Origin of the sequence: Anaerococcus sp., assembly GCF_030825785.1 — a bacterium.
Classification (GTDB): domain Bacteria; phylum Bacillota; class Clostridia; order Tissierellales; family Peptoniphilaceae; genus Anaerococcus.
Genome location: NZ_JAPJPG010000006.1, coordinates 32212 through 53573, shown reverse-complemented (window position 1 = coordinate 53573; position 21362 = coordinate 32212). Strand labels below are relative to the sequence as shown.

General features: G+C 36.5%; 25 protein-coding genes and 1 riboswitch. Of the genes, 23 read left to right on the top strand and 2 right to left on the bottom strand.

What is annotated here, in order from left to right:
- Positions 1 to 780 precede the first annotated feature (780 nt).
- Positions 781 to 883, top strand: a riboswitch (TPP riboswitch).
- A gap of 65 nt (positions 884 to 948) precedes the next feature.
- The 9 genes from thiD (at position 949) to RCH56_RS01810 (ending at position 6664) form a co-directional block, all read left to right on the top strand.
- A complete protein-coding gene (gene thiD / locus RCH56_RS01850) occupies positions 949 to 1746 on the top strand; it encodes a bifunctional hydroxymethylpyrimidine kinase/phosphomethylpyrimidine kinase (protein ID WP_306483296.1) in 798 nt (265 codons plus the stop codon).
- Between the two features lie 6 nt (positions 1747 to 1752).
- Positions 1753 to 2910, top strand: a complete 1158-nt coding sequence (cytX, locus tag RCH56_RS01845; RefSeq protein ID WP_306483295.1) for a putative hydroxymethylpyrimidine transporter CytX — start codon at positions 1753 to 1755, stop codon at positions 2908 to 2910.
- 191 nt (positions 2911 to 3101) lie between these two features.
- Positions 3102 to 3542, top strand: a complete 441-nt coding sequence (gene rplM / locus RCH56_RS01840; protein WP_105301041.1) for a 50S ribosomal protein L13 — start codon at positions 3102 to 3104, stop codon at positions 3540 to 3542.
- An 11-nt stretch (positions 3543 to 3553) separates the two neighbouring features.
- Positions 3554 to 3943 (top strand): 30S ribosomal protein S9, encoded by a 390-nt coding sequence (rpsI, locus tag RCH56_RS01835; protein ID WP_306483294.1) that lies wholly within the window; start codon positions 3554 to 3556, stop codon positions 3941 to 3943.
- A 71-nt stretch (positions 3944 to 4014) separates the two neighbouring features.
- On the top strand, positions 4015 to 4650 hold the full coding sequence (locus RCH56_RS01830; RefSeq protein ID WP_306483293.1) for an epoxyqueuosine reductase QueH: 636 nt from the start codon (positions 4015 to 4017) through the stop codon (positions 4648 to 4650).
- Positions 4651 to 4786: 136 nt separating this feature from the next.
- A complete protein-coding gene (locus RCH56_RS01825; protein WP_306483292.1) occupies positions 4787 to 5089 on the top strand; it encodes a hypothetical protein in 303 nt (100 codons plus the stop codon).
- Positions 5089 to 5598, top strand: a complete 510-nt coding sequence (locus tag RCH56_RS01820; RefSeq protein WP_306483291.1) for a ferritin — start codon at positions 5089 to 5091, stop codon at positions 5596 to 5598. The genes RCH56_RS01825 and RCH56_RS01820 overlap by 1 nt, the downstream gene beginning before the upstream one ends.
- Positions 5598 to 6305, top strand: a complete 708-nt coding sequence (locus RCH56_RS01815; protein WP_306483290.1) for an aldose epimerase — start codon at positions 5598 to 5600, stop codon at positions 6303 to 6305. Before RCH56_RS01820 ends, RCH56_RS01815 begins: the two co-directional genes overlap by 1 nt.
- 140 nt (positions 6306 to 6445) lie before the next feature.
- A complete protein-coding gene (locus tag RCH56_RS01810; protein ID WP_306483289.1) occupies positions 6446 to 6664 on the top strand; it encodes a hypothetical protein in 219 nt (72 codons plus the stop codon).
- Positions 6665 to 6705: 41 nt separating this feature from the next.
- Here the strand turns inward: RCH56_RS01810 and RCH56_RS01805 are convergent, their stop codons facing one another.
- Positions 6706 to 7509: a Cof-type HAD-IIB family hydrolase gene (locus RCH56_RS01805; RefSeq protein WP_306483288.1), complete on the bottom strand. Its 804-nt coding sequence runs from the start codon at positions 7507 to 7509 to the stop codon at positions 6706 to 6708.
- A gap of 8 nt (positions 7510 to 7517) precedes the next feature.
- Positions 7518 to 7751 (bottom strand): glutathione S-transferase N-terminal domain-containing protein, encoded by a 234-nt coding sequence (locus RCH56_RS01800; RefSeq protein WP_015778308.1) that lies wholly within the window; start codon positions 7749 to 7751, stop codon positions 7518 to 7520.
- Between the two features lie 98 nt (positions 7752 to 7849).
- Between RCH56_RS01800 and srtB the strand changes: the two genes are divergently transcribed.
- The 14 genes from srtB to RCH56_RS01730 all read left to right on the top strand — a co-directional run bounded on the left by srtB (position 7850) and on the right by RCH56_RS01730 (position 21304).
- Complete coding sequence (gene srtB / locus RCH56_RS01795) at positions 7850 to 8626, top strand: class B sortase (protein ID WP_306483287.1); 777 nt, start codon at positions 7850 to 7852, stop codon at positions 8624 to 8626.
- Complete coding sequence (locus tag RCH56_RS01790; protein ID WP_306483286.1) at positions 8626 to 9528, top strand: DNA-3-methyladenine glycosylase; 903 nt, start codon at positions 8626 to 8628, stop codon at positions 9526 to 9528. The genes srtB and RCH56_RS01790 overlap by 1 nt, the downstream gene beginning before the upstream one ends.
- A gap of 267 nt (positions 9529 to 9795) precedes the next feature.
- Positions 9796 to 10794 (top strand): LacI family DNA-binding transcriptional regulator, encoded by a 999-nt coding sequence (locus tag RCH56_RS01785; protein ID WP_306483285.1) that lies wholly within the window; start codon positions 9796 to 9798, stop codon positions 10792 to 10794.
- 17 nt (positions 10795 to 10811) lie between these two features.
- Positions 10812 to 11834, top strand: a complete 1023-nt coding sequence (locus tag RCH56_RS01780; protein ID WP_306483284.1) for a TRAP transporter substrate-binding protein — start codon at positions 10812 to 10814, stop codon at positions 11832 to 11834.
- A gap of 1 nt (position 11835) precedes the next feature.
- Positions 11836 to 12387: a TRAP transporter small permease gene (locus RCH56_RS01775; RefSeq protein ID WP_306483283.1), complete on the top strand. Its 552-nt coding sequence runs from the start codon at positions 11836 to 11838 to the stop codon at positions 12385 to 12387.
- A complete protein-coding gene (locus tag RCH56_RS01770; RefSeq protein WP_306483282.1) occupies positions 12384 to 13685 on the top strand; it encodes a TRAP transporter large permease in 1302 nt (433 codons plus the stop codon). The genes RCH56_RS01775 and RCH56_RS01770 overlap by 4 nt, the downstream gene beginning before the upstream one ends.
- A 106-nt stretch (positions 13686 to 13791) precedes the next feature.
- Entirely contained in the window at positions 13792 to 14787 is a 996-nt protein-coding gene (locus RCH56_RS01765; RefSeq protein WP_306483281.1) for a sugar kinase, read from the top strand.
- A gap of 143 nt (positions 14788 to 14930) precedes the next feature.
- Positions 14931 to 15914, top strand: a complete 984-nt coding sequence (locus tag RCH56_RS01760) for a substrate-binding domain-containing protein (RefSeq protein WP_306483280.1) — start codon at positions 14931 to 14933, stop codon at positions 15912 to 15914.
- 1 nt (position 15915) lies between these two features.
- Positions 15916 to 16779 (top strand): phosphate ABC transporter permease subunit PstC, encoded by an 864-nt coding sequence (gene pstC, locus RCH56_RS01755; protein ID WP_306483279.1) that lies wholly within the window; start codon positions 15916 to 15918, stop codon positions 16777 to 16779.
- A 9-nt stretch (positions 16780 to 16788) separates the two neighbouring features.
- Positions 16789 to 17601 (top strand): phosphate ABC transporter permease PstA, encoded by an 813-nt coding sequence (pstA, locus tag RCH56_RS01750; RefSeq protein ID WP_306483278.1) that lies wholly within the window; start codon positions 16789 to 16791, stop codon positions 17599 to 17601.
- Between the two features lie 19 nt (positions 17602 to 17620).
- A complete protein-coding gene (pstB, locus tag RCH56_RS01745) occupies positions 17621 to 18403 on the top strand; it encodes a phosphate ABC transporter ATP-binding protein PstB (RefSeq protein ID WP_105301021.1) in 783 nt (260 codons plus the stop codon).
- 1 nt (position 18404) lies between these two features.
- Entirely contained in the window at positions 18405 to 19022 is a 618-nt protein-coding gene (locus tag RCH56_RS01740; RefSeq protein WP_306483277.1) for a PhoU domain-containing protein, read from the top strand.
- Positions 19023 to 19682 carry a response regulator transcription factor gene (locus RCH56_RS01735; RefSeq protein ID WP_306483276.1) on the top strand — a complete coding sequence of 220 codons (660 nt, stop codon included), beginning with the start codon at positions 19023 to 19025 and terminating at the stop codon, positions 19680 to 19682.
- A complete protein-coding gene (locus RCH56_RS01730) occupies positions 19679 to 21304 on the top strand; it encodes an ATP-binding protein (protein ID WP_306483275.1) in 1626 nt (541 codons plus the stop codon). Before RCH56_RS01735 ends, RCH56_RS01730 begins: the two co-directional genes overlap by 4 nt.
- Positions 21305 to 21362: the final 58 nt, after the last annotated feature.

Below are 21362 nucleotides of genomic sequence, written 5' to 3'. Positions count from 1 at the left end.
GGCCCCCTCTACCTTTCTCCCTGAACCCTCTTTTCATTCACCCCCTCTGCTCCTTGGCGGAGTGCGAAACCAGATGATTGGCTTACGCCAATCTTTTTTAGTAGGCGGAACTCTTCGTTTTAATTTGTTTAGTAGCTAGGTATTCCTAATCATCATTCGCTAAAAATTTATAACTCGCTACGCTCAAACAGATAAATTTTCTTAACGCTCACTCTGATTATACATGCTACTCGTATATGAGGAATTAGAGCAGTAAGCTTTGCTTTCGCAAAGCGTATCATATTTTTTTGTACTAAAATAGGCTTGCCTATGCAAGCCTACTACTTAAATTCAATAAGGCTTTCCATATGAAAGCCTACCCAAAAGCTTAAGAGGAATTCGCGGAGCGAACTTCTTCCTTTTATTGGCCCCTGCCGAGGCCGCCCGCGGGGTTGAGTGGAAAAGAGGGCCTGGGTCTCACTCGCCGACGGGCTAATTAAAACCGGATGGGGCATGCCGAAAGCCCCAAGAGGTTGTCTCCCAGAGGTTCGAGGGGACACCTTCATAAGAAGTAAATGTAAATTATCAAGATATATTATTCCTAAAAAGTTTAATCTTAAATTTTTAAAATATTTTAAGGAATCCTTAGGCTGTCCCCTAGAGAACGAGATATTAACTTAATTATTACAGTAACTATATTGTTCAGATAAATATATCAAAAATATTTTGTCAAAGATATTTATAAAATATCTTTCTCCAGTTGACTTTTGCATACTAAGACCTTACAATTTATATATAAAAAGAATAAAGCAAGGGAGTTCTTTTAGGATCTGAGAGGAGGGTTGTACCCTCGACCTTACCTGATTTGGATAATGCCAACGTAGGGAAATTTATCAAGCGGAATGACTTTGTTTTGTCATCCGCTTTTTCTTTTGAGGATATTTCTTGTAATAAATTATGGAGGTTTTTATGAAAGTAGCACTTACTATTGCTGGTTCTGACTCTTCTGGAGGAGCTGGTATTCAAGCTGATCTTAAGGCTATGAGTCTAAACGGAGTCTTTTCTGAGTCTGTAATTACTGCCCTTACTGCACAAAATACTACAGGCGTTAGTGGGATTATGGATGTTACTAGTGAGTTTCTAGAAAAACAAATGGATGCAGTTTTTACAGATATTTTCCCAGATGCTGTTAAGATTGGCATGGTTTCCGATAAGGAATTGATAAGGTCAATAGCTCTTAAATTAAAGCAATACGAAGCGAAAAATATAGTTCTAGATCCTGTTATGGTAGCAACATCAGGTTCTAAGCTTTTAAAGGATGATGCAATTGAAGCTTTAAAAGAAGAACTTTTCCCTCTTGCTCTACTAATAACCCCAAATATCCCGGAGGCAGAATTAATTTCTTCCCTTAAGATTAATGATGAAGCTGATATGAAAAAAGCAGCAGAGAAGATCTATGAAGATTATGGGGCGAATGTTCTTCTTAAGGGTGGCCATAGGATAAATGATTCCAATGATTATCTTTACGAAAATGGCTCTGGGATTTGGATTAAAGGAGAAAGAATTGATAATCCCAACACTCACGGGACAGGCTGTACTCTTTCTTCATCGATTTCTGCAAATATTGCCAAGGGCTATAACCTAGAAGAAGCTATAAGAAAAGCGAAAAAATATTTGGAAGGCTGCCTAAAGGATGGCCTAAATCTAGGAAAGGGATCTGGACCAATGAACCACGCCTTTGATATTAAGGATGAATACAAGAAGTAGGAATTTATGGAAAAGAAAACAAGTATATATGAAAATGGACTAATTTGGTTTGGAGCAGGAGTGTCAATAGCTGAGATTTTGACAGGGACTTATTATGCCTCAATGGATTTTAAAAGTGCAATTCTTGCTATTGTTATAGGCCATATAGCAGGCTTTATCCTAATGAGCTTGTCAGGGCTTATTGGAGCAAGGACGGGGCTTTCTGCAATGGAGGCGACAAAGCTTAGTTTTGGAAAGCTCGGTGGTGTATTTTTTGCAATCCTAAATTTCCTCCAACTAGTTGGATGGACTGCAATTATGATCTATGATGGAGCAATCTCTTCTGGCGATCTTTTTGGAAGGGGAAATAAGATTTGGGCTCTTCTTATCGGAATACTTATTATAGTATGGATCGCAGTAGGGATTACCAATCTTGGCAAGATAAATACAGTTTCAATGATAGCCCTCTTTATCCTAACGATTTTGATGTCTAGAAAATCTTTTACTAGTAATTTGATATCAGATGCAAGTGCTGATGCCCTATCTTTTGGAGGAGCAGTAGAGCTAGCTATAGCTATGCCTATGAGTTGGTTGCCCCTTATATCTGATTACACATCGAAGGCTGAAAAGCCAGAGAAGGCGACTTGGATTTCTGTAGGTATCTATTCTCTAGTATCCATGTGGATGTATGTCATTGGTCTAACAGGAGCAATCGCTACTGGAGAATCAACTCTTTCTGCTATATTTTCCTATTCAGGAATTGGAGTTTTGGCAATAATCATAATAATTTTATCTACTGTAACTACGACTTTCCTAGATGCCTATTCAGCAGGAATTTCATTTGAGTCAATCAAGCAAAATGCAGATGGAAAGAAGTCTTCTATAATTGTAAGTGTAGTTGGTATTATCTTGGCTATGATTTATCCAATGGATGATATTACAAACTTCCTCTATTTAATCGGATCTGTCTTTGCCCCTATGATAGCAGTTCAGATAGGAGACTTTTTCTTAAAGAATGAAAAATCAAAAGTAGATGAGAAAGTAAATATTATAAGTTGGGTATTCGGTTTTATAATCTATAGGATTTTACTAAAGTTAGATGTGGCAATTGGTGCTTCTATCTTATCTGTACTTCTTACAATCATAGTAACTTTGATTTTAAGGAAAATAATCTCTAGAAAGTAGTAAAATAATTGACAAGAGCTAGATTCAGTAGTATTATATATGAGTCAACTTAAAGTTTCTTTTATGAAGCTTTTCGATGAAAATCGCAAATCCTGAATGCGATTATAAACAAATGTCAGGACGAGTAAAGCCGCCACCTACTAGAAGCGGTGTCTAAATATAGTAGGCGAAAAATTTATAGGAGGAATTTTATGAAATATCAAAAAACATGGACTGCAACTCCTGATCAAATCGACAGAAAATGGTATGTCGTTGATGCAGAAGGAATGGTTCTAGGTAGACTAGCTAGCCAAGTTGCAGCAATATTAAGAGGAAAGAACAAACCAACATTTACTCCACACTACGATACTGGAGATTATGTTATTGTAATCAATGCTGACAAAGTCGTTCTTACTGGTAACAAAGAAGACCAAAAAGAATACCAAAGATACTCAGGATACAGCGGTGGACAAAAGATTACTAAATTCAAGGATATGAAATCTAAAAAACCTGAATTTATAGTAAGTCACGCAATAGAGGGCATGCTTCCACACAACAAACTTGGTCGTGCTATGGCTAAGAAGCTTAGAGTTTACGCTGGTAGCGAACACGGACATGAATCCCAAATGCCTGAAGTTTTGGAATTAAATTAAGGAGGGCTTAGATGGCAGATATAATTCAATCAACAGGAAGAAGAAAGACATCTGTAGCTAGATGTACTATGGTTTCTGGTAACGGAGAAATCCTTGTTAATGGAAGAAGCCTAGACGAATACTTCAACTATGATACACTAAAAGTAATAGCAAAATCACCACTTGAATTAACAGAGAACCTAAACAACTACGATATCAAAATCAATGTTAATGGTGGAGGATATACAGGACAAGCAGGAGCAATAAGACACGCTATCGCAAGAGCGCTACTAATTGCTAACCCTGACTATAGACAAGCCCTTAAGAGAGCAGGATTCTTAACAAGAGATTCTCGTAAAAAAGAAAGAAAGAAACCTGGTTTCAAAAAGGCAAGAAAATCATCTCAATTCTCAAAGAGATAATCAAACAATTACAACCGCAGGTTACGACTTGCGGTTTATTTTTTAGCAAAATTATCTAAAGGAGATAAGAAATGCAAAAAATCAATTACAATCTCAAGATGGAAGAGATTATAAGAGAAAACAAGAAAAAGGGGCTAAGGCCAAGGATTTTGATGCAAGTTTGCTGTGCACCTTGCTCAACTGCTGTTATTGAGAGGATATACGACGACTTTGAGATTGATCTTTTCTATTATAATCCCATGATTTATCCAACAAGCGAGCTAGAAAAAAGAGTAGATACCCTAAGAGATTTGAAGGAGGCTATCGGTATAGATTCTAAGATAATCTTTCCTCCAAATGATATATCTGATTTTTCAGATATTGCAAAGCTTAGAAGAGATGATCACGAAGGAGGAGAGGCCTGCTATAAATGTTACAGGTTAAGACTAGAGGAGACGGCAAAATTTGCCAAAGAAAAATCCTACGATTATTTTTCTACAACACTTTCGATTTCTCCCTACAAAAACAGCCAGTGGCTTAATGAGATAGGAGAGAGTTTAGAAAAGGAGTATGGGGTAAGCTATCTTTATTCGGACTTTAAGAAGAAAAATGGCTACAAGAAATCCATAGAGCTTTCAAAAAAATATGATCTTTACAGGCAAGATTATTGCGGTTGTATCTTCTCCTTTAAGGAGATGGAGGAAAAACATAAAATAGATTTGAACTAGGATTGGATTATCTTAAGTTGCTAAATCTGTAAAATACAATTATCTATGGCATGTATTTTTTAATCTTACTTTTAATATACTTTCATTATAAGTTATTTTTTAAAATAATTGGGTAATATTCTTATAGGAGAGGATTATGAAAGATTTGATGCTTATTAAGAAAATACTAGATAAAGATAAGGCGGACGAAGTATATCCTGTAACTTTCGATTTGGATAAAAGCTTTGAGGGGTCTATTGCTGTGGGTATTTTTAATGATTTGATGAAGAAAAATATCATCAAATCAAAGAGATTTACTATAAAAGAGCATTCTTTCACAGTTGATATCCTCCCAACTTCTATCAATGAAGTGATAGATATAATTATAAAGAAAGGTATGTACATATATGGGGTCTACACCCTATATGATAATTACATCGAAGAAGGAGAATTAAAATAATGGATAAGAAAATTTTTGATTTAATCAATGAACAAATGAACTTTGAATTTGAGTCAGCTTATATTTACAAGGCTATGGCAGCTTACACAGATGACCTTGACCTTGATGGATTTACAACATGGTTAGACCACCAAGTAACAGAAGAAATCTTCCACGGAGAAGGTATGAAAGACTTCCTTCAATCAGTTGGCTACAAACCAGTTTATACTGCAATTCCTGAACCACAAGGAGATTATGAATCAGTTCTTGATGTTATGAAGAAAGCTCTAGAACACGAAAAAGAAGTTACTAGAAGAATCACAAACATCGCCAAAGAAGCAAACGGGGTTGATGAGAGAGTAAGAAGCTTTATCCAATGGTACATCGACGAACAAGTTGAAGAAGAAGAAACATTTAGTAAAATCATCACAAGACTAGAAAGAGTTGGAGATGATTGGCACTCAATTTATATCCTTGATGCTGAACTTGGCCAAAGACCAGAACCAACAGAACCAAATATCGCTGAATAATGGAAACAATTAAAAATAAGAAGCTTGCAGCACATATAAATTTAGATGGAGCTTATGTAGAAGATTTATCATATGGAGGAGAGTCTGTATTCTTCCCAAAATCTCGTCTAAAATTGGCTGATAGCTACAAGATTAGGGGTGGCATGCATGTGTGCACCCCTAATTTTTCTGATGATAAACTGTTAAGTGAACTTCCTAGCCATGGCTTTGGCAGAGATAAGAAATGGGAAGTAAAAGATTATGGGAAGGATTATCTTAAGCTAGGACTTAAAGGCCTTGGCTCTTATGATAAAGTTTATTTTGAAATTTCCTATAAATTGTTGGATCATGGATTAAGGACAAAGCTTACTATAAAAAATAAGGGAGAGAAAATCCTTCCTCTAGCTCCTGCCTTTCATCCATATTTTGAGACAAGATTCGAAGATTTGACCCTAAGAGATTATAAAATCGAAAAGAAAGACCTTCCAGATTCTATTTTCATTGAGGCTTCTTCCATGGTTTTTACTATGGCAGATAGGAAAGTTGAAATTAAGGGATTAGAAAATGTAGGTACTTTTACCTTGTGGTCTGACTTTTTGGATGATTATATCTGTATTGAGCCTACTTACAATGGGAAAAGCTTCTTAGATGATAACTTAGAGCCTTTCTATATCGAAGATGGAAAAACTTTCGTTCAAGAATTTGATATTTTGATTAAGAATATTTAAGATAATTAAGTACCAAATTAATATTAACAATACAACTTGAAAATAACTTAATAATGTGTATAATTATCTTAAGAAGAATAAAGGAGATAATTATGGCAACAATAGTAATGCTAATACTTTTTTTAGTATTAGGAGGGGGAATGATTAAGTTTGTATTTAAGTTGGGTCTAGGAATAATTGGACTTGTATTGGCCCTAGTATTCCTGCCTGTTTTATTAGTGATTACTCTATTGGCCTTGCCACTAGCAGTAATTGGAGGCTTCTTAGGCCTTATAATTAAGCTTTTGCCAGTACTTGTAATCGGAGGCCTTGGATATTTTGGATATAAGTACTATAAGGAAAATTATCAAACTTGGTAAAAAAATAGAGCTGTTGCATTTTACTTGCAACGGCTCTTATTTTATTTGTTTAAAACAAATCTTTCAATAGCTTCACCTACAGCACCTTCTTCATTTGTAGCTTCTGCTACAAAGTTTGCGGATTCTTTTACCTGGAGGTGGGCGTTGGCTACAGCGACAGAAGTGCCAGCCTCTTCTAGCATGGCGACATCATTGTAGTTATCTCCAATAGCAAGTACCTTGTCAAGACCTATTCCATAGTGCTCACATACTTTCTCTAAGGCTCTTGCCTTGTTTACACCCTTGGCATTTATTTCCATGAACATATCTGATGAATAGGCTATCTCCACATCGTAGTTGGTAAGATAGGCTATGTCGATTTCTAGTCCTTGGAGGTAGTTCATGTCCTTGTTTTTAAGGATAGCCTTTAGGATGATTTGATCTTTTATAAAATCAATGTTATTGTCAGTAAGCTCGGTGATTTGTTCTTCCGCATAGGAATCACGATCGAGATTGAGACCATACTTGTGATCTAGGGTGTAGATATAGCAAGTTTGATTATTAGCATAGGCATAATCAAAAATTGTCTTGGCATATTCATACTTTAGTCCCATGGAGTGGACAATCTCTTTAGTCTTGATATTCATAACAATCGCCCCATTACAGCAGATCACATAACGATCATCGTGGATTACTCCAGCCTGTTTAGGTATATCGAAAAGCTCGTAAGTACCACGACCTGTGGCAAGCATCACTATGATGCCTTTTTCTTGAGCCTTTTTGATAGCGATTCTATTTCTCTCTGGTACATTTTTATCCTGATCTACCAGGGTTTCATCAACATCTGATGCTACTAATTTTATCATAGGAAATCCTATTTATTAGCCTTCAAAAACTCTATGATATCGTCTGATTCGTAGAGGTATTCTCCGTCGTGGTAGAGGCAAGGGATTTGTCTTTTACCTCCCTTTTCTACTAGTTCATTTAGGGCATCTCTATCTTCGTTTATATTTACAACTTCAAGTTCTATGTTTTCTTCTTTCATAAAGTTTTCAACTTTTTTACAATATGGGCATACAGTTCCTACGAATAATTTGTAATCTTTCATTATTTCACCTCATTTTTTTAAAAACTTTCATATTATCTTCATTAAGGTATATTATACTTATTATATGAATATTTTAAAGTTTATACAAAGGTGGTTCGATGAAAAACAAAATAATATCTGTTATTAGATTTATTCTAATAGTCGTAATAATTGTTTGCCTAGGTATCTTAGGTAAGAGGGGCTATGACTACTGGACTAATATGAAAAATAACAAGCATATAGCAGGACTTATAGAAGAAAGCAAAAGCGAGTCCAAAAACAATAATGAGAGTGAAGAGCTTACAGAAGATGAGAAATTCAAAAAACTTGAAGAGCAAAACCTCTATCTACTAAAGAAGTTCAAGGAAGAGAACTCAGATGTAGTAGGAGTAATTGAGATTCCTAATACAGCTATCAAATACCCAATCCTTCATGCGGAAGATAACAGCTTCTATCTAAGGAAGGGACTCAACAAGGAATATGATATAGCAGGTTCGATATTTATGGATACTAACAATTCAACTGACATAAGCGATGACAATACCGTAATTTACGGCCATCATCTAGAGCTTGAGTCAATGTTTACTCCGCTAGATAAATATAGAGACCAAGAATTTGCGGAAAATCATAGGGTTATGTATGTAACAACAGAAGAAGGCCTTCGTGAATACGAGATATTCTCAGCTTATGGTACTCCTTCCGACTATGACTATAGGACTCTTGAATTTATGTACGATGCTGACAAGATTCCATATTTTAATAAGTTGAAGGAAAGCTCTGAGGTAAGCCTTGATACTAGAGATTTTAACGAAGATGACACCATAGTAACTCTATCAACCTGTCAATACGATTATGAAGATCAAAGACTAGCAGTGCATGCAGTAAGGATAAGATAGTGGAAAGATACACGACAAATTCAAAGAGAAAAATAAATATAGAAGAAAGTGAAAAGGGGCTCATCCTAAGGGAGGCCTCTTTTGAACCCAGTCATATTTTCGAATGTGGCCAATGCTTTAACTTCCATAAGGAAGAGGACGGTTCATATACGGCTGTATTTATGGAAAAGATTATCAATGTCCTAAAGCTTGATGATACTTCTTATCTTATTAGAAATATCAGCCTAGAAGATTTTAATGATATATTTTACGACTACTTTGACCTAGGTCTTGATTATGAGGCTATCAAAGAAGAGATAGCTATTGATCCTGTAATGGAAAAAGCTACATCCTATGGTTATGGAATCAGAATCCTAAACCAAGAAGTATTTGAGACTACAATTTCTTTTATAATATCAGCCAATAACCAAATCCCTAGGATAAAAAAGGCTGTTAGGATTATATCTGAAAGATATGGAAACTTTTTAGGAGAATATAAGGGAAGAAAGTATTATTCCTTTCCGACTCCAGAAGTCTTGATGAAAGTTAAGCCGGAAGACTTAAGAGAATATGCTAGAGTAGGCTTCAGGGATAAGAGAATAGTAGAAGCAAGCAGGATGATCTATGAAGGACACCTAGCAAAAGCTAATGACTTGGATACAGAAAATCTTAGGAAAAGTCTAATAGAACTACCAGGAGTTGGACCAAAGGTTGCTGATTGCATCTTACTTTTCGCCTACCACAGGAGAGAGACCTTCCCAGTAGATGTGTGGATTAAGAGAGTTATGGAGACGCTTTTTATTAAAAAGGAAGTCCCTAAGAAACAAGTTGACGAATATGCTAGAAAATATTTTGGCAAAAACGCTGGCTACGCCCAACAATATCTTTTCTATTATGGAAGGGAAGAAAAAATCGGAAAATAATAACTTAAGCTTTTGCAAAAATAAGAGTGATCTAGATTAATTAGATCTTTGATACTCTTATTATGCGAGGGCTTTTTTTCTTATAAATTTATTATGAAAAATTTAAAATCATTTGACATTTCACAAACAATGAGATATTATTATAATATAAATATGTAAGCGGTTGCAAAAAAAGGAGCAAGATATTGATTTTGCTATATGAAACTAAGATTAGGCTTACAAATTTCTCATTCCACCTTTGGGAAAGGGTTTTATAGGAGGAAAGTTATGGATATATATGACATAGCCAAGGCTTCGGGCTACTCAACTGCCACTGTTTCTCGTGTTATCAACAAGCAAAACAATGTCAGCAAGAAGGCTAAGGAGAAAATCGAGAAGGTAATCAAGGAGAACGGATACACTCCCAATAGGATTGCAAGATCTCTTGCCAAGAAAAGCAGCGAGCTTATTGGAATTATGGTTCCTGATATAAGAAAGTATTTCGAGTCACAATCTGCCTATGAGCTTGAAAGAAGGTTGGAGTCTTCAGGATATTCTACACTTTTGTGCGTAACTACTGATGATTTGATAAAGAAGAGATCCTACCTTGATCTACTTTTAGAAAATCAAGTAGAGGCAATCATCGGAGTCGGATCTACTTACGAGCAAGAAGAATTCTACAAGACTCTTGTCGAAGTAAGCAAGGATATACCTATGGCCATGCTCAATGTAAGCTCTACTATGGCTAGCGATAGGATTGTTAATGTATACATAGACGAAATCGATGCTATGGATCAGGCGGTAAAACTTTTTAAGGAAAAAGGCTATAAGAAGCCACTTTATGTTTCTTTGGATAGGGGCTTTGTTACTCGTTCTTATGTGGCCAAGAAGGCTGGATTTATTGAAGGTCTTTACAGATATTATGAAAAACCTAATTTTGTAGAATACAAGCTTACAAGTCACGAAGTAAGTGAGTTTGATGGTCTAATCGATTTTATAGGCAAAAATAATTTTGATTGTATTCAGTTTGAGCTAGATAGTCTTGCTGTAATATTTTACAAGCTTTATGTTAACTCAGGCCACAAGGTTCCAGGAGATCTAGGACTAATAGGTTTTGACAATATCGATGCTACGAATTTCACCAATCAAACAATTACTTCCATTGACCAGAGGATAGATAAGCAGGTAGACCTTGCTGTGAGCAATTTATTTAAAATTATGAAGGGCGAAGAAGCTAGTAATAATATCATGGTCAAGGCGAAGCTAGTAGAGAAGGAAACTGTGTAATTATGAAAGGAGAAAATATGAAAAGTAAATTTAAAACTATTTTTATGGCTGTTATTTTTGCTCTTATTTTTACTGCTTGCTCCAAGGCGGATAGTGAAAGTCAAAAGACAATAATAAGAGTCGGCCACAACCAATCCCAAAACCACCCAACTCACTTGGGTCTTCTGGCTTTTGAGGAATATGTAGAAGATAAGCTTGGAGATAAGTATGACATCCAAGTCTATCCATCAGAGCTTTTGGGATCTCAAATCGACATGGTTCAGCTGACCCAAACAGGAGCGATCAATATCTGTGTTGCAAGTAACGCAATCCTTGAGACCTTCAATGATGTTTGGGAGATCTTTAACCTCCCATATCTTTTCGCATCAAGCGAAGCCTACCATCATGTAATGGACGATCCAGAAATTGTTAAGCCTATTTTTGAATCTACAAGAGAAGGTGGCTTTGAAGGAGTTGCTTGGCTCGATGCAGGTTCTAGATCCTTCTATACCAAGGATAAGCCAGTGAATTCCCCAGAAGACCTCAAGGGATTAAAGATAAGAGTTCAACAATCTCCTACCAATGTTAGGATGATGGATCTATTAGGCTCTTCTGCATCACCTATGGGCTTTGGAGAGGTATATACTGCTCTTCAATCAGGTATTATCGATGGAGCAGAAAACAACGAGATGAGTCTTACAGACAATGGCCACGGAGAAGTGTGCAAGTACTATTCTTACGATATGCACCAAATGGTTCCAGATATAGTAATCGCAAACTACAACTGGCTAGAAGCTCTCCCAGAAGAAGACAGAAAAGTCTTCGATGAGGGATTTGAAGTTTTAAACGAAGTTCAAAGAAAAGAATGGAAAATCGCAGTAGATAAGGCAAAAGAAAAAGCAAGCGAAATGGGAGTAGAATTTATCTATCCTGACCAAAAACCTTTCGTAGATGCTGTGGCACCACTTACAAAGGAAGTACTTGAAAGAAATGACAAGCTAGCTCCTTTCTACGATGCCATCCAAAAATATAACGAGCAATACCCAGCAAAGGAGGGCTGATATGAGAAAAACTTTAGACAATATTTTGAAAGGGCTTACAGGCACGAGTCTTTTGATTATGTTTATCCTAGTAGTATGGCAAGTATTTACAAGATACATCCTAAATAATCCATCTACCTGGTCAGAGGAGCTAGTAGCTTATCTATTCGCCTGGTCAACCCTCTTTGGTGCAAGTCTTGTAGTAAGCGAGAAGGGCCACATGAATATACCAGTTCTAGTAGAAAAAAGAGAGCCAAAGACTCAAAAGGTCCTTGCAATCTTTGGAGAGCTCATGATTTTACTTTTTTCCCTAACAGTTCTAACTATGGGAGGTATCGCTATTACTAAGCTTGCTCTAAGTCAGACTACATCATCCCTATCCATAGCAGTAGGATATTTCTATATTCCACTTCCTATAACTGGAATAATAAATATTTGCTATACGATAATGAACATAAAAGATATCCTAGCTGGTAAGGAAGAATTCGTAAAGGCCAAATCAAACGAAGAAATTGCTTCAAATATGGCCAATGACACAGAAGAAGTAGCCAAATATGAAGGAGGTAGAAAATGAGTGCAAATGCTCTAGCCATAATCTTATTATCTTTAGTTATACTACTGGCGACTGGAGTGCCAATTGCCTTCTCCATCGGTATAGCTTCAATCATCACAATAATAACAACAGTACCAGCGGATGTAGCAACCCTAACAGCAGCTCAAAGAACCTTCGTCGGCATGAGCTCCTTTACCTTAACGGCGATTCCCTTCTTTATCCTAGCAGGAAACTTAATGAATGAGGGAGGAATAGCCAAAAGATTAGTTGATTTTGTAATGGCAATTCTAGGCAAGCTACCAGGAGCCTTGCTTGTCACAAATGTCGGAGCTAATGCTTTGTTTGGAGCAATCTCAGGATCTGCATCAGCAGCTGCAGCAGCAGTTGGATCTATGGTAAAAGACGGAGAGGAAAGACAAGGCTACGATAAGGCGGTATCAGCTTCTGCAAATGGAGCCTCAGCTCCAGCAGGACTTTTGATCCCACCATCAAACGCCCTAATCACCTATTCTTTAGTTTCTGGAGGAACATCCGTTGCAGCACTTTTCCTAGGAGGATATATACCAGGACTAATCTGGTCTGTAGCTTGTATCATAATAGCAGTAGCCATAGCCAAGAAAAAAGGCTACAAGGCGAATGAAGGAAAGTTTTCCTTTGCAAATCTTGGAAGAGCGACCCTAAGAGCCCTCCCTTCACTAGGACTAATCATAGTAGTTATAGGAGGAATCGTAGCAGGAATCTTTACAGCTACAGAAGGCTCTGCTATATCTGTACTTTATTCCTTAATTTTAGGCTTTATTTACAAGAACTTAAATCTAAAAAAGGTTTGGAATATAATTGTAGAATCAGCTAAGATGAGTGCCATAGTAGTTTTCCTAATTGGTGTATCAAATATCCTTTCTTGGGTAATGGCCTTTACAGGAATTCCACAAATGGTAGGCAATGCCTTGTTATCCGTTTCAAGTAACAAGTATGTAATCTTCTTGATTATGAATATAATTTTGCTTATATCAGGAACCTTTATGGACGTAACACCAGCGATTTTGATCTTTACACCACTATTTCTTCCTATAGCGACAGAATTTGGTATGCATCCTGTGCAGTTTGGTCTAATGATTGTCTACAATCTATGTATTGGAAATATCACACCACCAGTTGGTAATACACTTTTCGTTGCAATCAAGGTTGGAGATACTAGTCTATCTAAGGTTATGCCTTACATGCTAAGATTCTATGTAGCAATTCTCATAGGACTCTTATTAGTAACTTATGTTCCAATGACATCACTAGTCCTACCACTTAAGGCTGGACTAATATAAGATAGAATAAGTAAAATTGGGGGAGAGTAAAATTTCCCCTTATATTTATATCATTTAATACTTGTATCGATATTTCTATTTCTAAGAGCAATATAAAGGAGCAATTATGAAAGCTAAAGTTGTAACACTTGGAGAGCTAACCCTTAGGCTTTCTCCATTTGATTTTGAAAGATTCGTCCAGGCTGATAGTTTTGAAGTAATATTTGGTGGGGCGGAAGCCAATGTATCCATAGCCCTTGCTAATTTAGGTGATGATGTGACTTATGTAACAAAACTTGTAGATAACGAGATGGGCCAGGCTGCCTTTAATAATATAAGAAGATTTGGAATCAATACCGACTACATAGTTAGGGGAGGAGATAGGTTAGGGATTTACTATGCGGAAAAAGGCGTAGGTCTTAGATCTCCTAAGGTAATCTATGATAGGAAAAATTCCTCCATATCTAAGGCTAGGATAGAAGAGTTTGATTGGGATGGGATATTTGAAGGGAAGTCTGTCTACTTTGCTACTGGAATTACAGCAGCTATATCGAAAGAGGGATCTGAACTTGTTACATATTCGATAAAAGAAGCCAAGAAGAGAGGACTAGATGTAGTCTTTGACCTAAACTATAGGTCAAGTCTTTGGACCCTTGATGAAGCTTGTGAATTCTATAAAGAAATCCTCCCTATGGTCGATATACTTATTGGGGTCCTTCCAACAAGGCACGATTATTTTACTGGAGAATTCAATGATGAGATACTTTCTAGGATGCTTAAGTATATTAGCTATAAGTATGATATCAAATATACCATCTCATCTATCAGAAACTCCTACTCAGCCTCAGTCAATTCTCTTTCTGCAGGTCTTTACAATGGTAAGGAATATATTAAGTCACAAAGATACAAATTTGATATAGTAGATAGGATTGGAGGAGGAGATGCCTTTGCGGCTGGTCTCATTCATGCATATATCAATGGATTTAAAATTCACGAGGCCCTAGACTTCGCCACAGCCCTATCAGCTCTTAAACACTCGATAATAGGAGACTATGCAATCTTTAATGAAAAACAAGTCGGCAGACTTGTAAGCGGAGATAAGAGAATGTTGTCGTTTTCATAAGATTTACCACCCTGGTTTGACCAGGGCTTTTTATTTGTAAAGAAATTTTACATAAACTTTACATTTATTTAAACTAAGCCATACAATCGGATAGTATTATGTAAGCACAAGATAAGTAATAGATAAAATTCAAAGGAGATATTATGAAAATCAAAAACGCAAAAATTTTAGCAGCAGCCCTATCTTTCGGCTTAATCTTTGCTGGTTGTTCAAATGATAAAGGAGCTGACACTTCTACAGAAACTAAGACAGAAGACGCAGCTAAGACTGATGACGCAGCAAAAACTGATGATGCAGCTAAAGCACCTGAAGAGAAAAAAGAAGAAACTGACACAGCAAGCGCAGAAGACTATGACTTCACAGTAGTTTCTAGAGAAGATGGTTCAGGTACACGTGGTGCCTTCATCGAAATCGTAGGACTTGAAGAAGAAGTTGACGGTGCAAAAGAAGATATGACTACTCAAGATGCCGTAGTTCAAAACTCAACAAATGGTGTTATGCAAACAGTAAGCCAAGATGCTAACGCAATCGGATATATTTCACTTGGTTCCCTAAATGACACTGTAAAAGCCCTTAAGGTTGACGGAGTAGAAGCAACAGAAGAGACAATAGCAGACGGATCTTATAAGATTGCTCGCCCATTCAACCTCGCTTATAAGGAAAGTGAGCTAGATGACCTATCAAAGGACTTCCTAAAATACGTTAAATCAGAAGAAGCTCAAAAGCTTGTTCTTGAAGAAGGCTACGTTCCACTAAAAGAAACTGAAGCATATGAAGCAAGTGGTGCAAAGGGAACAATTACAGTAGCAGGTTCTACATCAGTTACTCCACTTATGGAAAAAATGGTAGAAGAATACCAAAAGCTTAACCCAGATGCTAAGATCGAAATACAATCCACAGGATCATCTTCAGGAATCGAAGCTTGTATCGATGGAGCAGCTCAAATCGCAATGGCTTCTCGTGAGCTTAAGGATGAAGAAAAAGAAAAACTTCAGGTATCTGTTATAGCAACCGACGGAATCGCAGTAGTTGTGAATAAAGACAGCAAGCTAGAAGACGTTTCAGTTGATCAGTTAAAAGAAATCTTTAACGGAACAATTACAAATACTAGTGAATTAGAGAAGTAATATGAATAAAACTAGGGAAAGAATCGGAGAGATAATTTTCCTATTATCAGCAGCAATGTCCGTATTCCTTATCCTTCTTATAATCTTTTTCATCTTCAATGAAGGGATTAAGTTTGTTAATGAATACGGACTTGTTCCGTTTATAACGGGCAAAGTTTGGAAGCCAACAGCGGGAAACCCTCACTTTGGAATTTATCCAATGATAGTAGGTTCTATTATCGTTACTATATTATCGACAATCATAGCTTTACCATTTGGTCTAGCTACTTCAGTATTTATGGCCTATTATGCTAAGAAAAGCTATTCTCCGCTCAAATCGTTAATTAACCTAATGGCAGCGATTCCTTCGGTAGTCTATGGTTTCTTTGCCATGATGGTTATAGTTCCACTTGTTAAGTCTATCTTTGATATCAGAAGTGGTATGACAATGCTTACAGCATCTATCCTACTTGCTATAATGATTTTACCTACTATGGTAAATATTTCTGAAAACTCCCTTAAGCAAGTGCCAATGACCTTCTATCAAGGCTCTCTTGCCCTTGGCGCAACCAAGGAAGAGACTATAAGAAAGGTCATGATTCCCTATGCCAAAAGCGGGATTTTCTCTTCGATAATCCTTGCAATAGGTAGGGCAATCGGAGAGACCATGGCAGTATATCTTGTTGTCGGCAACCAACCACGTCTTACTACGGAAATCCTTAAAGGTTCGAGAACCCTTACAACAAATATAGTCTTGGAGATGGGTTATGCCTCAGGTATGCATAGACAAGCCTTGATTGCAACAGGTATGGTGCTTTTCTTCTTCATACTTTTGATAAATATTGTCTTTAATATCATAAGAGATAGAAATGAAAAGAAATTATAGGAGTGATTTATGAGCAAAACTTACAAAACTTTAATAATGGTCTTTACCTTCATAGCCTTTGCTATGAGTGGGATAATCATTGCCTATATTCTCTTTAAGGGTATACCTAATATATCTCCTGGACTTTTCGAAATGAATTATACTACAGAAAATGTTTCGATAATGCCAGCCTTGATAGCGACCTTATTTACTATAATTTTAAGCTTGTTGATATCTCTACCTATTGGGATTTTCACGGCGATTTATCTTTCACAGTATGCGAAGAATAAAATCTTTATCAAGCTTGTAAGATTTTCAACGGAAATTCTTTCATCTATCCCTTCCATTGTTTATGGTTTGTTTGGATACTTGTTTTTTGTTACAAGCACAGGCCTGGGTCTTGGTATGGGTTACTCCCTTATTGCAGGTTGCTTCACAGTTTCAATAATGGTCCTCCCTACTATAATTAGAACAACAGAAGAAGCAATCCTTACTGTAAACCCACTCCAAGCCCACGCCTCCCTTGCCCTAGGAGCTACAAAGATTCAGACAATCTTTAAGGTAGTATTACCAGATGCCATGGATGGAATCTTGGGTGGAATATTCCTTTCAACAGGAAGAATCGTTGGAGAATCAGCTGCCCTAATCTATACTATGGGTACCCAACCATCAATTCCAAAGGGGCTTTTAAACTCAGCAAGGACAATGGCAGTGCACATGTACGTTCTATCATCAGAAGGTTTCCACGTAAATGAAGCTTATGCAACAGCAGTCCTTCTTTTGGTATTCGTCATAGCTATAAACTTCGTATCAGCAAAAATCAGCAAGAAACTTGTAGGATAGGAAGAAAGGATAACAATTAATGGAAAATAAAGAAATAATAAATGGTAATAATACTGCCATAGGAGTCAAGGACGTTGACTTATACTATGGAGACTTCAAGGCCTTAAAGAAAGTAAATATGGATATCAAGAAGGGGAAGATTACAGCCTTCATAGGTCCTTCTGGTTGTGGTAAGTCTACTATGCTAAGATGTTTTAATAGGATGAATGACCTAGTAGATGATTGTAAAATTGAAGGACTCATCACAATTGATGGAGATGATATTTACAAGAAGGACGTAGATGTAGTAGAATTAAGAAGAAGGGTCGGAATGGTTTTCCAATCACCTAACCCTTTTTCAAAGTCTGTATATGACAATATAACCTATGGCCCTAAGATTTCTGGGATCAAAGACAAAGATCGCTTAGACGAGATTGTAGAAAAATCTCTAAAGTCAGCTGCGATTTGGGATGAGGTAAAGGATAAGCTTGACCAAAACGCTCTATCATTTTCTGGAGGTCAGCAGCAAAGAATCTGTATAGCGAGAACCCTTTCTGTAAATCCTAATATTATCTTGATGGATGAGCCAACAAGTGCCCTTGACCCAATTTCGACATCAGCCATAGAAGACCTACTTGATGGACTAAAGAACGAATATACTATAGTAATTGTAACTCATAATATGCAACAAGCAGCTAGAATTTCAGATCAAACTGCCTTCTTCCTAACAGGAGAGGTAATAGAGATGGCAAATACAATAGATATATTCGAAAATCCAAAAGATAAGAGAACAGAAGATTATATAACTGGAAGGTTTGGTTGATATGAGAATAAAATACAACGAAGATTTAGACAATATCAAGAAAATGGCCAAAGACCTTATGGATTACGTCATAATCTCTTATGAGAAAATTGGCCAATTTATAGAAAATTCCAAGGAAGATGAGCTTAAGGACCTAGTCGATATTCACGATGATATTAGAAGAAAAGCAAATGAAATCGAAAGGCTCAGCTTTGAGCTTATGGCCCTCCAACAACCAGTTGCTAAAGACCTAAAGCTACTTCAAATGTCAATGAAACTAGCCTCATCGTTTAAAAGAATCGCAGGCCACTTCGAGCAAGTTTCTTTTATATTAGGTGAGTATTCTCTAAATGAAAGTGAAAAAGATTTTCTAAATAAGTTCATAGCAAATGAGACAAAGATGGCGAAAGATGCTATCAATTCTTTCGTAAACTATGATATGGATCTTGCCAAGGAAACAATAAAGCAAGATGAAGTAAACAACAAGTTATTTGAAGAGGCAATTTCATACATTTCAAACGAGAACAAGAAGGATAATATTGCCCCTATGGAGTTATCAGAAAAAGTCCTCCTCTACAAGTATTTTGAAAGGTTAGGAGATAGGCTCGCGAGAGTAGCTGATCTTGCAACGAGGCTTTAGATGATATACGTTGTCGAAGACGATAAGTCTATAAGAAATTTAGTAGAATATGCCCTAAGAGAAAAAGGCTATGAGGTAAGTGGCTACGAAGATGGTTCGCTTGTAGTAGATGATGTAAGAGACAATCCAGGCGAGCTTCTAATTCTAGATATAATGCTACCAGAAAAGGACGGCATTACTATCCTTAAGGAGATTAGAGAGTTTTCTGATATGCCTATCATCATGCTTACAGCAAGGACTGATGAGTTTGATAAAGTAATGGGACTTGACCTAGGGGCAGATGACTATATAACAAAACCCTTCTCAATATTAGAATTAATCAGCAGGGTCAAGGCAGTCCTTAGGCGAAGCAAGAAAAAGGATACAGACCACATAGGCTACAAAGAAGTAAGACTTAATATGAAAAAGCGTTCGGTAAAAGTCTGTGGCGAGAAGATTGACCTAACCTACAAGGAATTTGAGATGTTACTTCTCTTTATGTCTAATATAGGAAATGTCATAACCCGTGATGACTTCTTACTTAAAGTTTGGGGCTACGACTACGAGGGAGAGACGAGAACGGTAGATGTCCACATAGCAAGTCTTAGATCTAAGCTAAAGGATGCTGGAAAATATATAGAAACTGTCAGGAACCTAGGATATAAATTCGGTGAAATATGAAAGATTTACTAGAAAAAAGCCTTGTAAGGATATTTAGCCTTGTAATGTTTGTAACATTTTTAATAAATATCAGCATTTCCTTTGAAGGAAAAATAAAAGCTCAAAATGAATTCATGGAGGATTCTTTGGGCTTTATTTTCTATGAATTAAAGAGTGGAGATACCGAGATTTTAAAAGATTTTGAGAAGTCTTATCCAAGATATAAGCTCACATATTTCGATAATGATAAAAATATCCTATATACTTCGATGAATAAAATAGAGCCTCGAGATTTAAAGATAGGAAATGATGGGGAAATTAGAGAAATCAAATACGGTATCAAGGACTCCCTAAATACTGCCTACTACATAGGTGATGACAATAATCTTATGATTAAGTCCCAAAATACAATACTCGACATATTCGATGGCAAAATTCTATCAATTTATCTTGTCCTTTATCTATTAATAGTAGGAATTATAAAATTTGAGGCAGAAAATCTTGTGGAGAGATATACAGAAGGACTAAGTCGTTTTGAGGAGGACTATGACTTTACAAGTCTTGACCCAAGATATAAGGAGATAAGCCCATATTTTAAAAATCTAGTAGAAAGCAACAAGAAGCTTAAGGCAAGTGAGATGGCCCAGGCTAGTAGATTTAAGGAAATAATAGATATTACCGAAAATATGGAAGAAGGACTTGTGATTTGTGATGAGAATGGAAAAGTCGAGATAATGAATAAGGCAGCACAAGACTATCTGGACAAAAGCTCCGATACAAGCTTTATAGATCTTATTGACGATAAGGATTATAAAGAAGCCATTAAGGAAATTCAAAAGACTAAAAAAACCAAGGCTATGGCCTTTGATGTAAACAACTTCCACCTAAAAGTCTTTGTCGATCCAATTATTGATAGCTACGATATGGGCTATGTAATAATCATAATAGATAACTCAGAGACAAGAAAGGCAGAGCTTATGAGGAGGGAGTTCTCTGCTAATGTAAGCCATGAATTAAAAAGTCCTCTCACTTCAATTAATGGTTACGCAGAGCTCATATCTACTGGCATTGCTAAGGAAAGTGATGTGAGAAACTTCGCAGAAATCATCTATAAGGAAGGAAATAGGCTCCTTCAGATCATAGATGACATCCTAAAACTTTCAAGCCTTGACGAAAATGGCCAGGGAATCGATGAAATAGAATTTGATATAAAAGAAATAGCCGAGCTTTGTGTGGATAATTACAAGAAAAGGTCTGATGATAAAAATATCAAAATAGTAAATACGGTAGGGTCTTTTAAAATAAGAACTTCTATATCCTTATTTACCGACCTTGTATCAAACATTTATGAAAATGCCATTAAATATACAGAAGATGGCGGAAGAATTGAGATTTCTTCAATAATATTAGATAAGAAACTAATAATATTCATTAAGGACAATGGAGTAGGAATCAGCCAAAAAGATTTGCCTAGGATATTTGAAAGATTCTACATGGCTGATAAGGCAAGAAAAAGGGATAGCAGATCGACTGGGCTTGGTCTATCCATAGCCAAGCACATTGCTGACTATCTTGGTTTCGGACTGGAGGTTACAAGCAAGGTCGATAAGGGTTCGACTTTCAGGATAATTATAGATATTTAGGAAATTAATTGCTATATCCTGTTAAATTTGATACAATTTTATTAAGAATATATTTGGA

Coding starts and splice junctions, on each gene's coding strand:
- RCH56_RS01805 (WP_306483288.1), bottom strand. CDS start 7,509: ATGATAAAATTAGTAGCATCAGATGTTGATGAAACCCTGGTAGATCAG.
- RCH56_RS01775 (WP_306483283.1), top strand. CDS start 11,836: ATGAGAAAAACTTTAGACAATATTTTGAAAGGGCTTACAGGCACGAGT.
- RCH56_RS01815 (WP_306483290.1), top strand. CDS start 5,598: ATGGAAACAATTAAAAATAAGAAGCTTGCAGCACATATAAATTTAGAT.
- RCH56_RS01830 (WP_306483293.1), top strand. CDS start 4,015: ATGCAAAAAATCAATTACAATCTCAAGATGGAAGAGATTATAAGAGAA.
- RCH56_RS01810 (WP_306483289.1), top strand. CDS start 6,446: ATGATTAAGTTTGTATTTAAGTTGGGTCTAGGAATAATTGGACTTGTA.
- RCH56_RS01760 (WP_306483280.1), top strand. CDS start 14,931: ATGAAAATCAAAAACGCAAAAATTTTAGCAGCAGCCCTATCTTTCGGC.
- RCH56_RS01735 (WP_306483276.1), top strand. CDS start 19,023: ATGATATACGTTGTCGAAGACGATAAGTCTATAAGAAATTTAGTAGAA.
- RCH56_RS01820 (WP_306483291.1), top strand. CDS start 5,089: ATGGATAAGAAAATTTTTGATTTAATCAATGAACAAATGAACTTTGAA.
- RCH56_RS01785 (WP_306483285.1), top strand. CDS start 9,796: ATGGATATATATGACATAGCCAAGGCTTCGGGCTACTCAACTGCCACT.
- RCH56_RS01825 (WP_306483292.1), top strand. CDS start 4,787: ATGAAAGATTTGATGCTTATTAAGAAAATACTAGATAAAGATAAGGCG.
- srtB (WP_306483287.1), top strand. CDS start 7,850: ATGAAAAACAAAATAATATCTGTTATTAGATTTATTCTAATAGTCGTA.
- RCH56_RS01780 (WP_306483284.1), top strand. CDS start 10,812: ATGAAAAGTAAATTTAAAACTATTTTTATGGCTGTTATTTTTGCTCTT.
- RCH56_RS01730 (WP_306483275.1), top strand. CDS start 19,679: ATGAAAGATTTACTAGAAAAAAGCCTTGTAAGGATATTTAGCCTTGTA.
- thiD (WP_306483296.1), top strand. CDS start 949: ATGAAAGTAGCACTTACTATTGCTGGTTCTGACTCTTCTGGAGGAGCT.
- pstC (WP_306483279.1), top strand. CDS start 15,916: ATGAATAAAACTAGGGAAAGAATCGGAGAGATAATTTTCCTATTATCA.
- rplM (WP_105301041.1), top strand. CDS start 3,102: ATGAAATATCAAAAAACATGGACTGCAACTCCTGATCAAATCGACAGA.
- RCH56_RS01800 (WP_015778308.1), bottom strand. CDS start 7,751: ATGAAAGATTACAAATTATTCGTAGGAACTGTATGCCCATATTGTAAA.
- rpsI (WP_306483294.1), top strand. CDS start 3,554: ATGGCAGATATAATTCAATCAACAGGAAGAAGAAAGACATCTGTAGCT.
- RCH56_RS01765 (WP_306483281.1), top strand. CDS start 13,792: ATGAAAGCTAAAGTTGTAACACTTGGAGAGCTAACCCTTAGGCTTTCT.
- cytX (WP_306483295.1), top strand. CDS start 1,753: ATGGAAAAGAAAACAAGTATATATGAAAATGGACTAATTTGGTTTGGA.
- pstA (WP_306483278.1), top strand. CDS start 16,789: ATGAGCAAAACTTACAAAACTTTAATAATGGTCTTTACCTTCATAGCC.
- RCH56_RS01770 (WP_306483282.1), top strand. CDS start 12,384: ATGAGTGCAAATGCTCTAGCCATAATCTTATTATCTTTAGTTATACTA.
- pstB (WP_105301021.1), top strand. CDS start 17,621: ATGGAAAATAAAGAAATAATAAATGGTAATAATACTGCCATAGGAGTC.
- RCH56_RS01740 (WP_306483277.1), top strand. CDS start 18,405: ATGAGAATAAAATACAACGAAGATTTAGACAATATCAAGAAAATGGCC.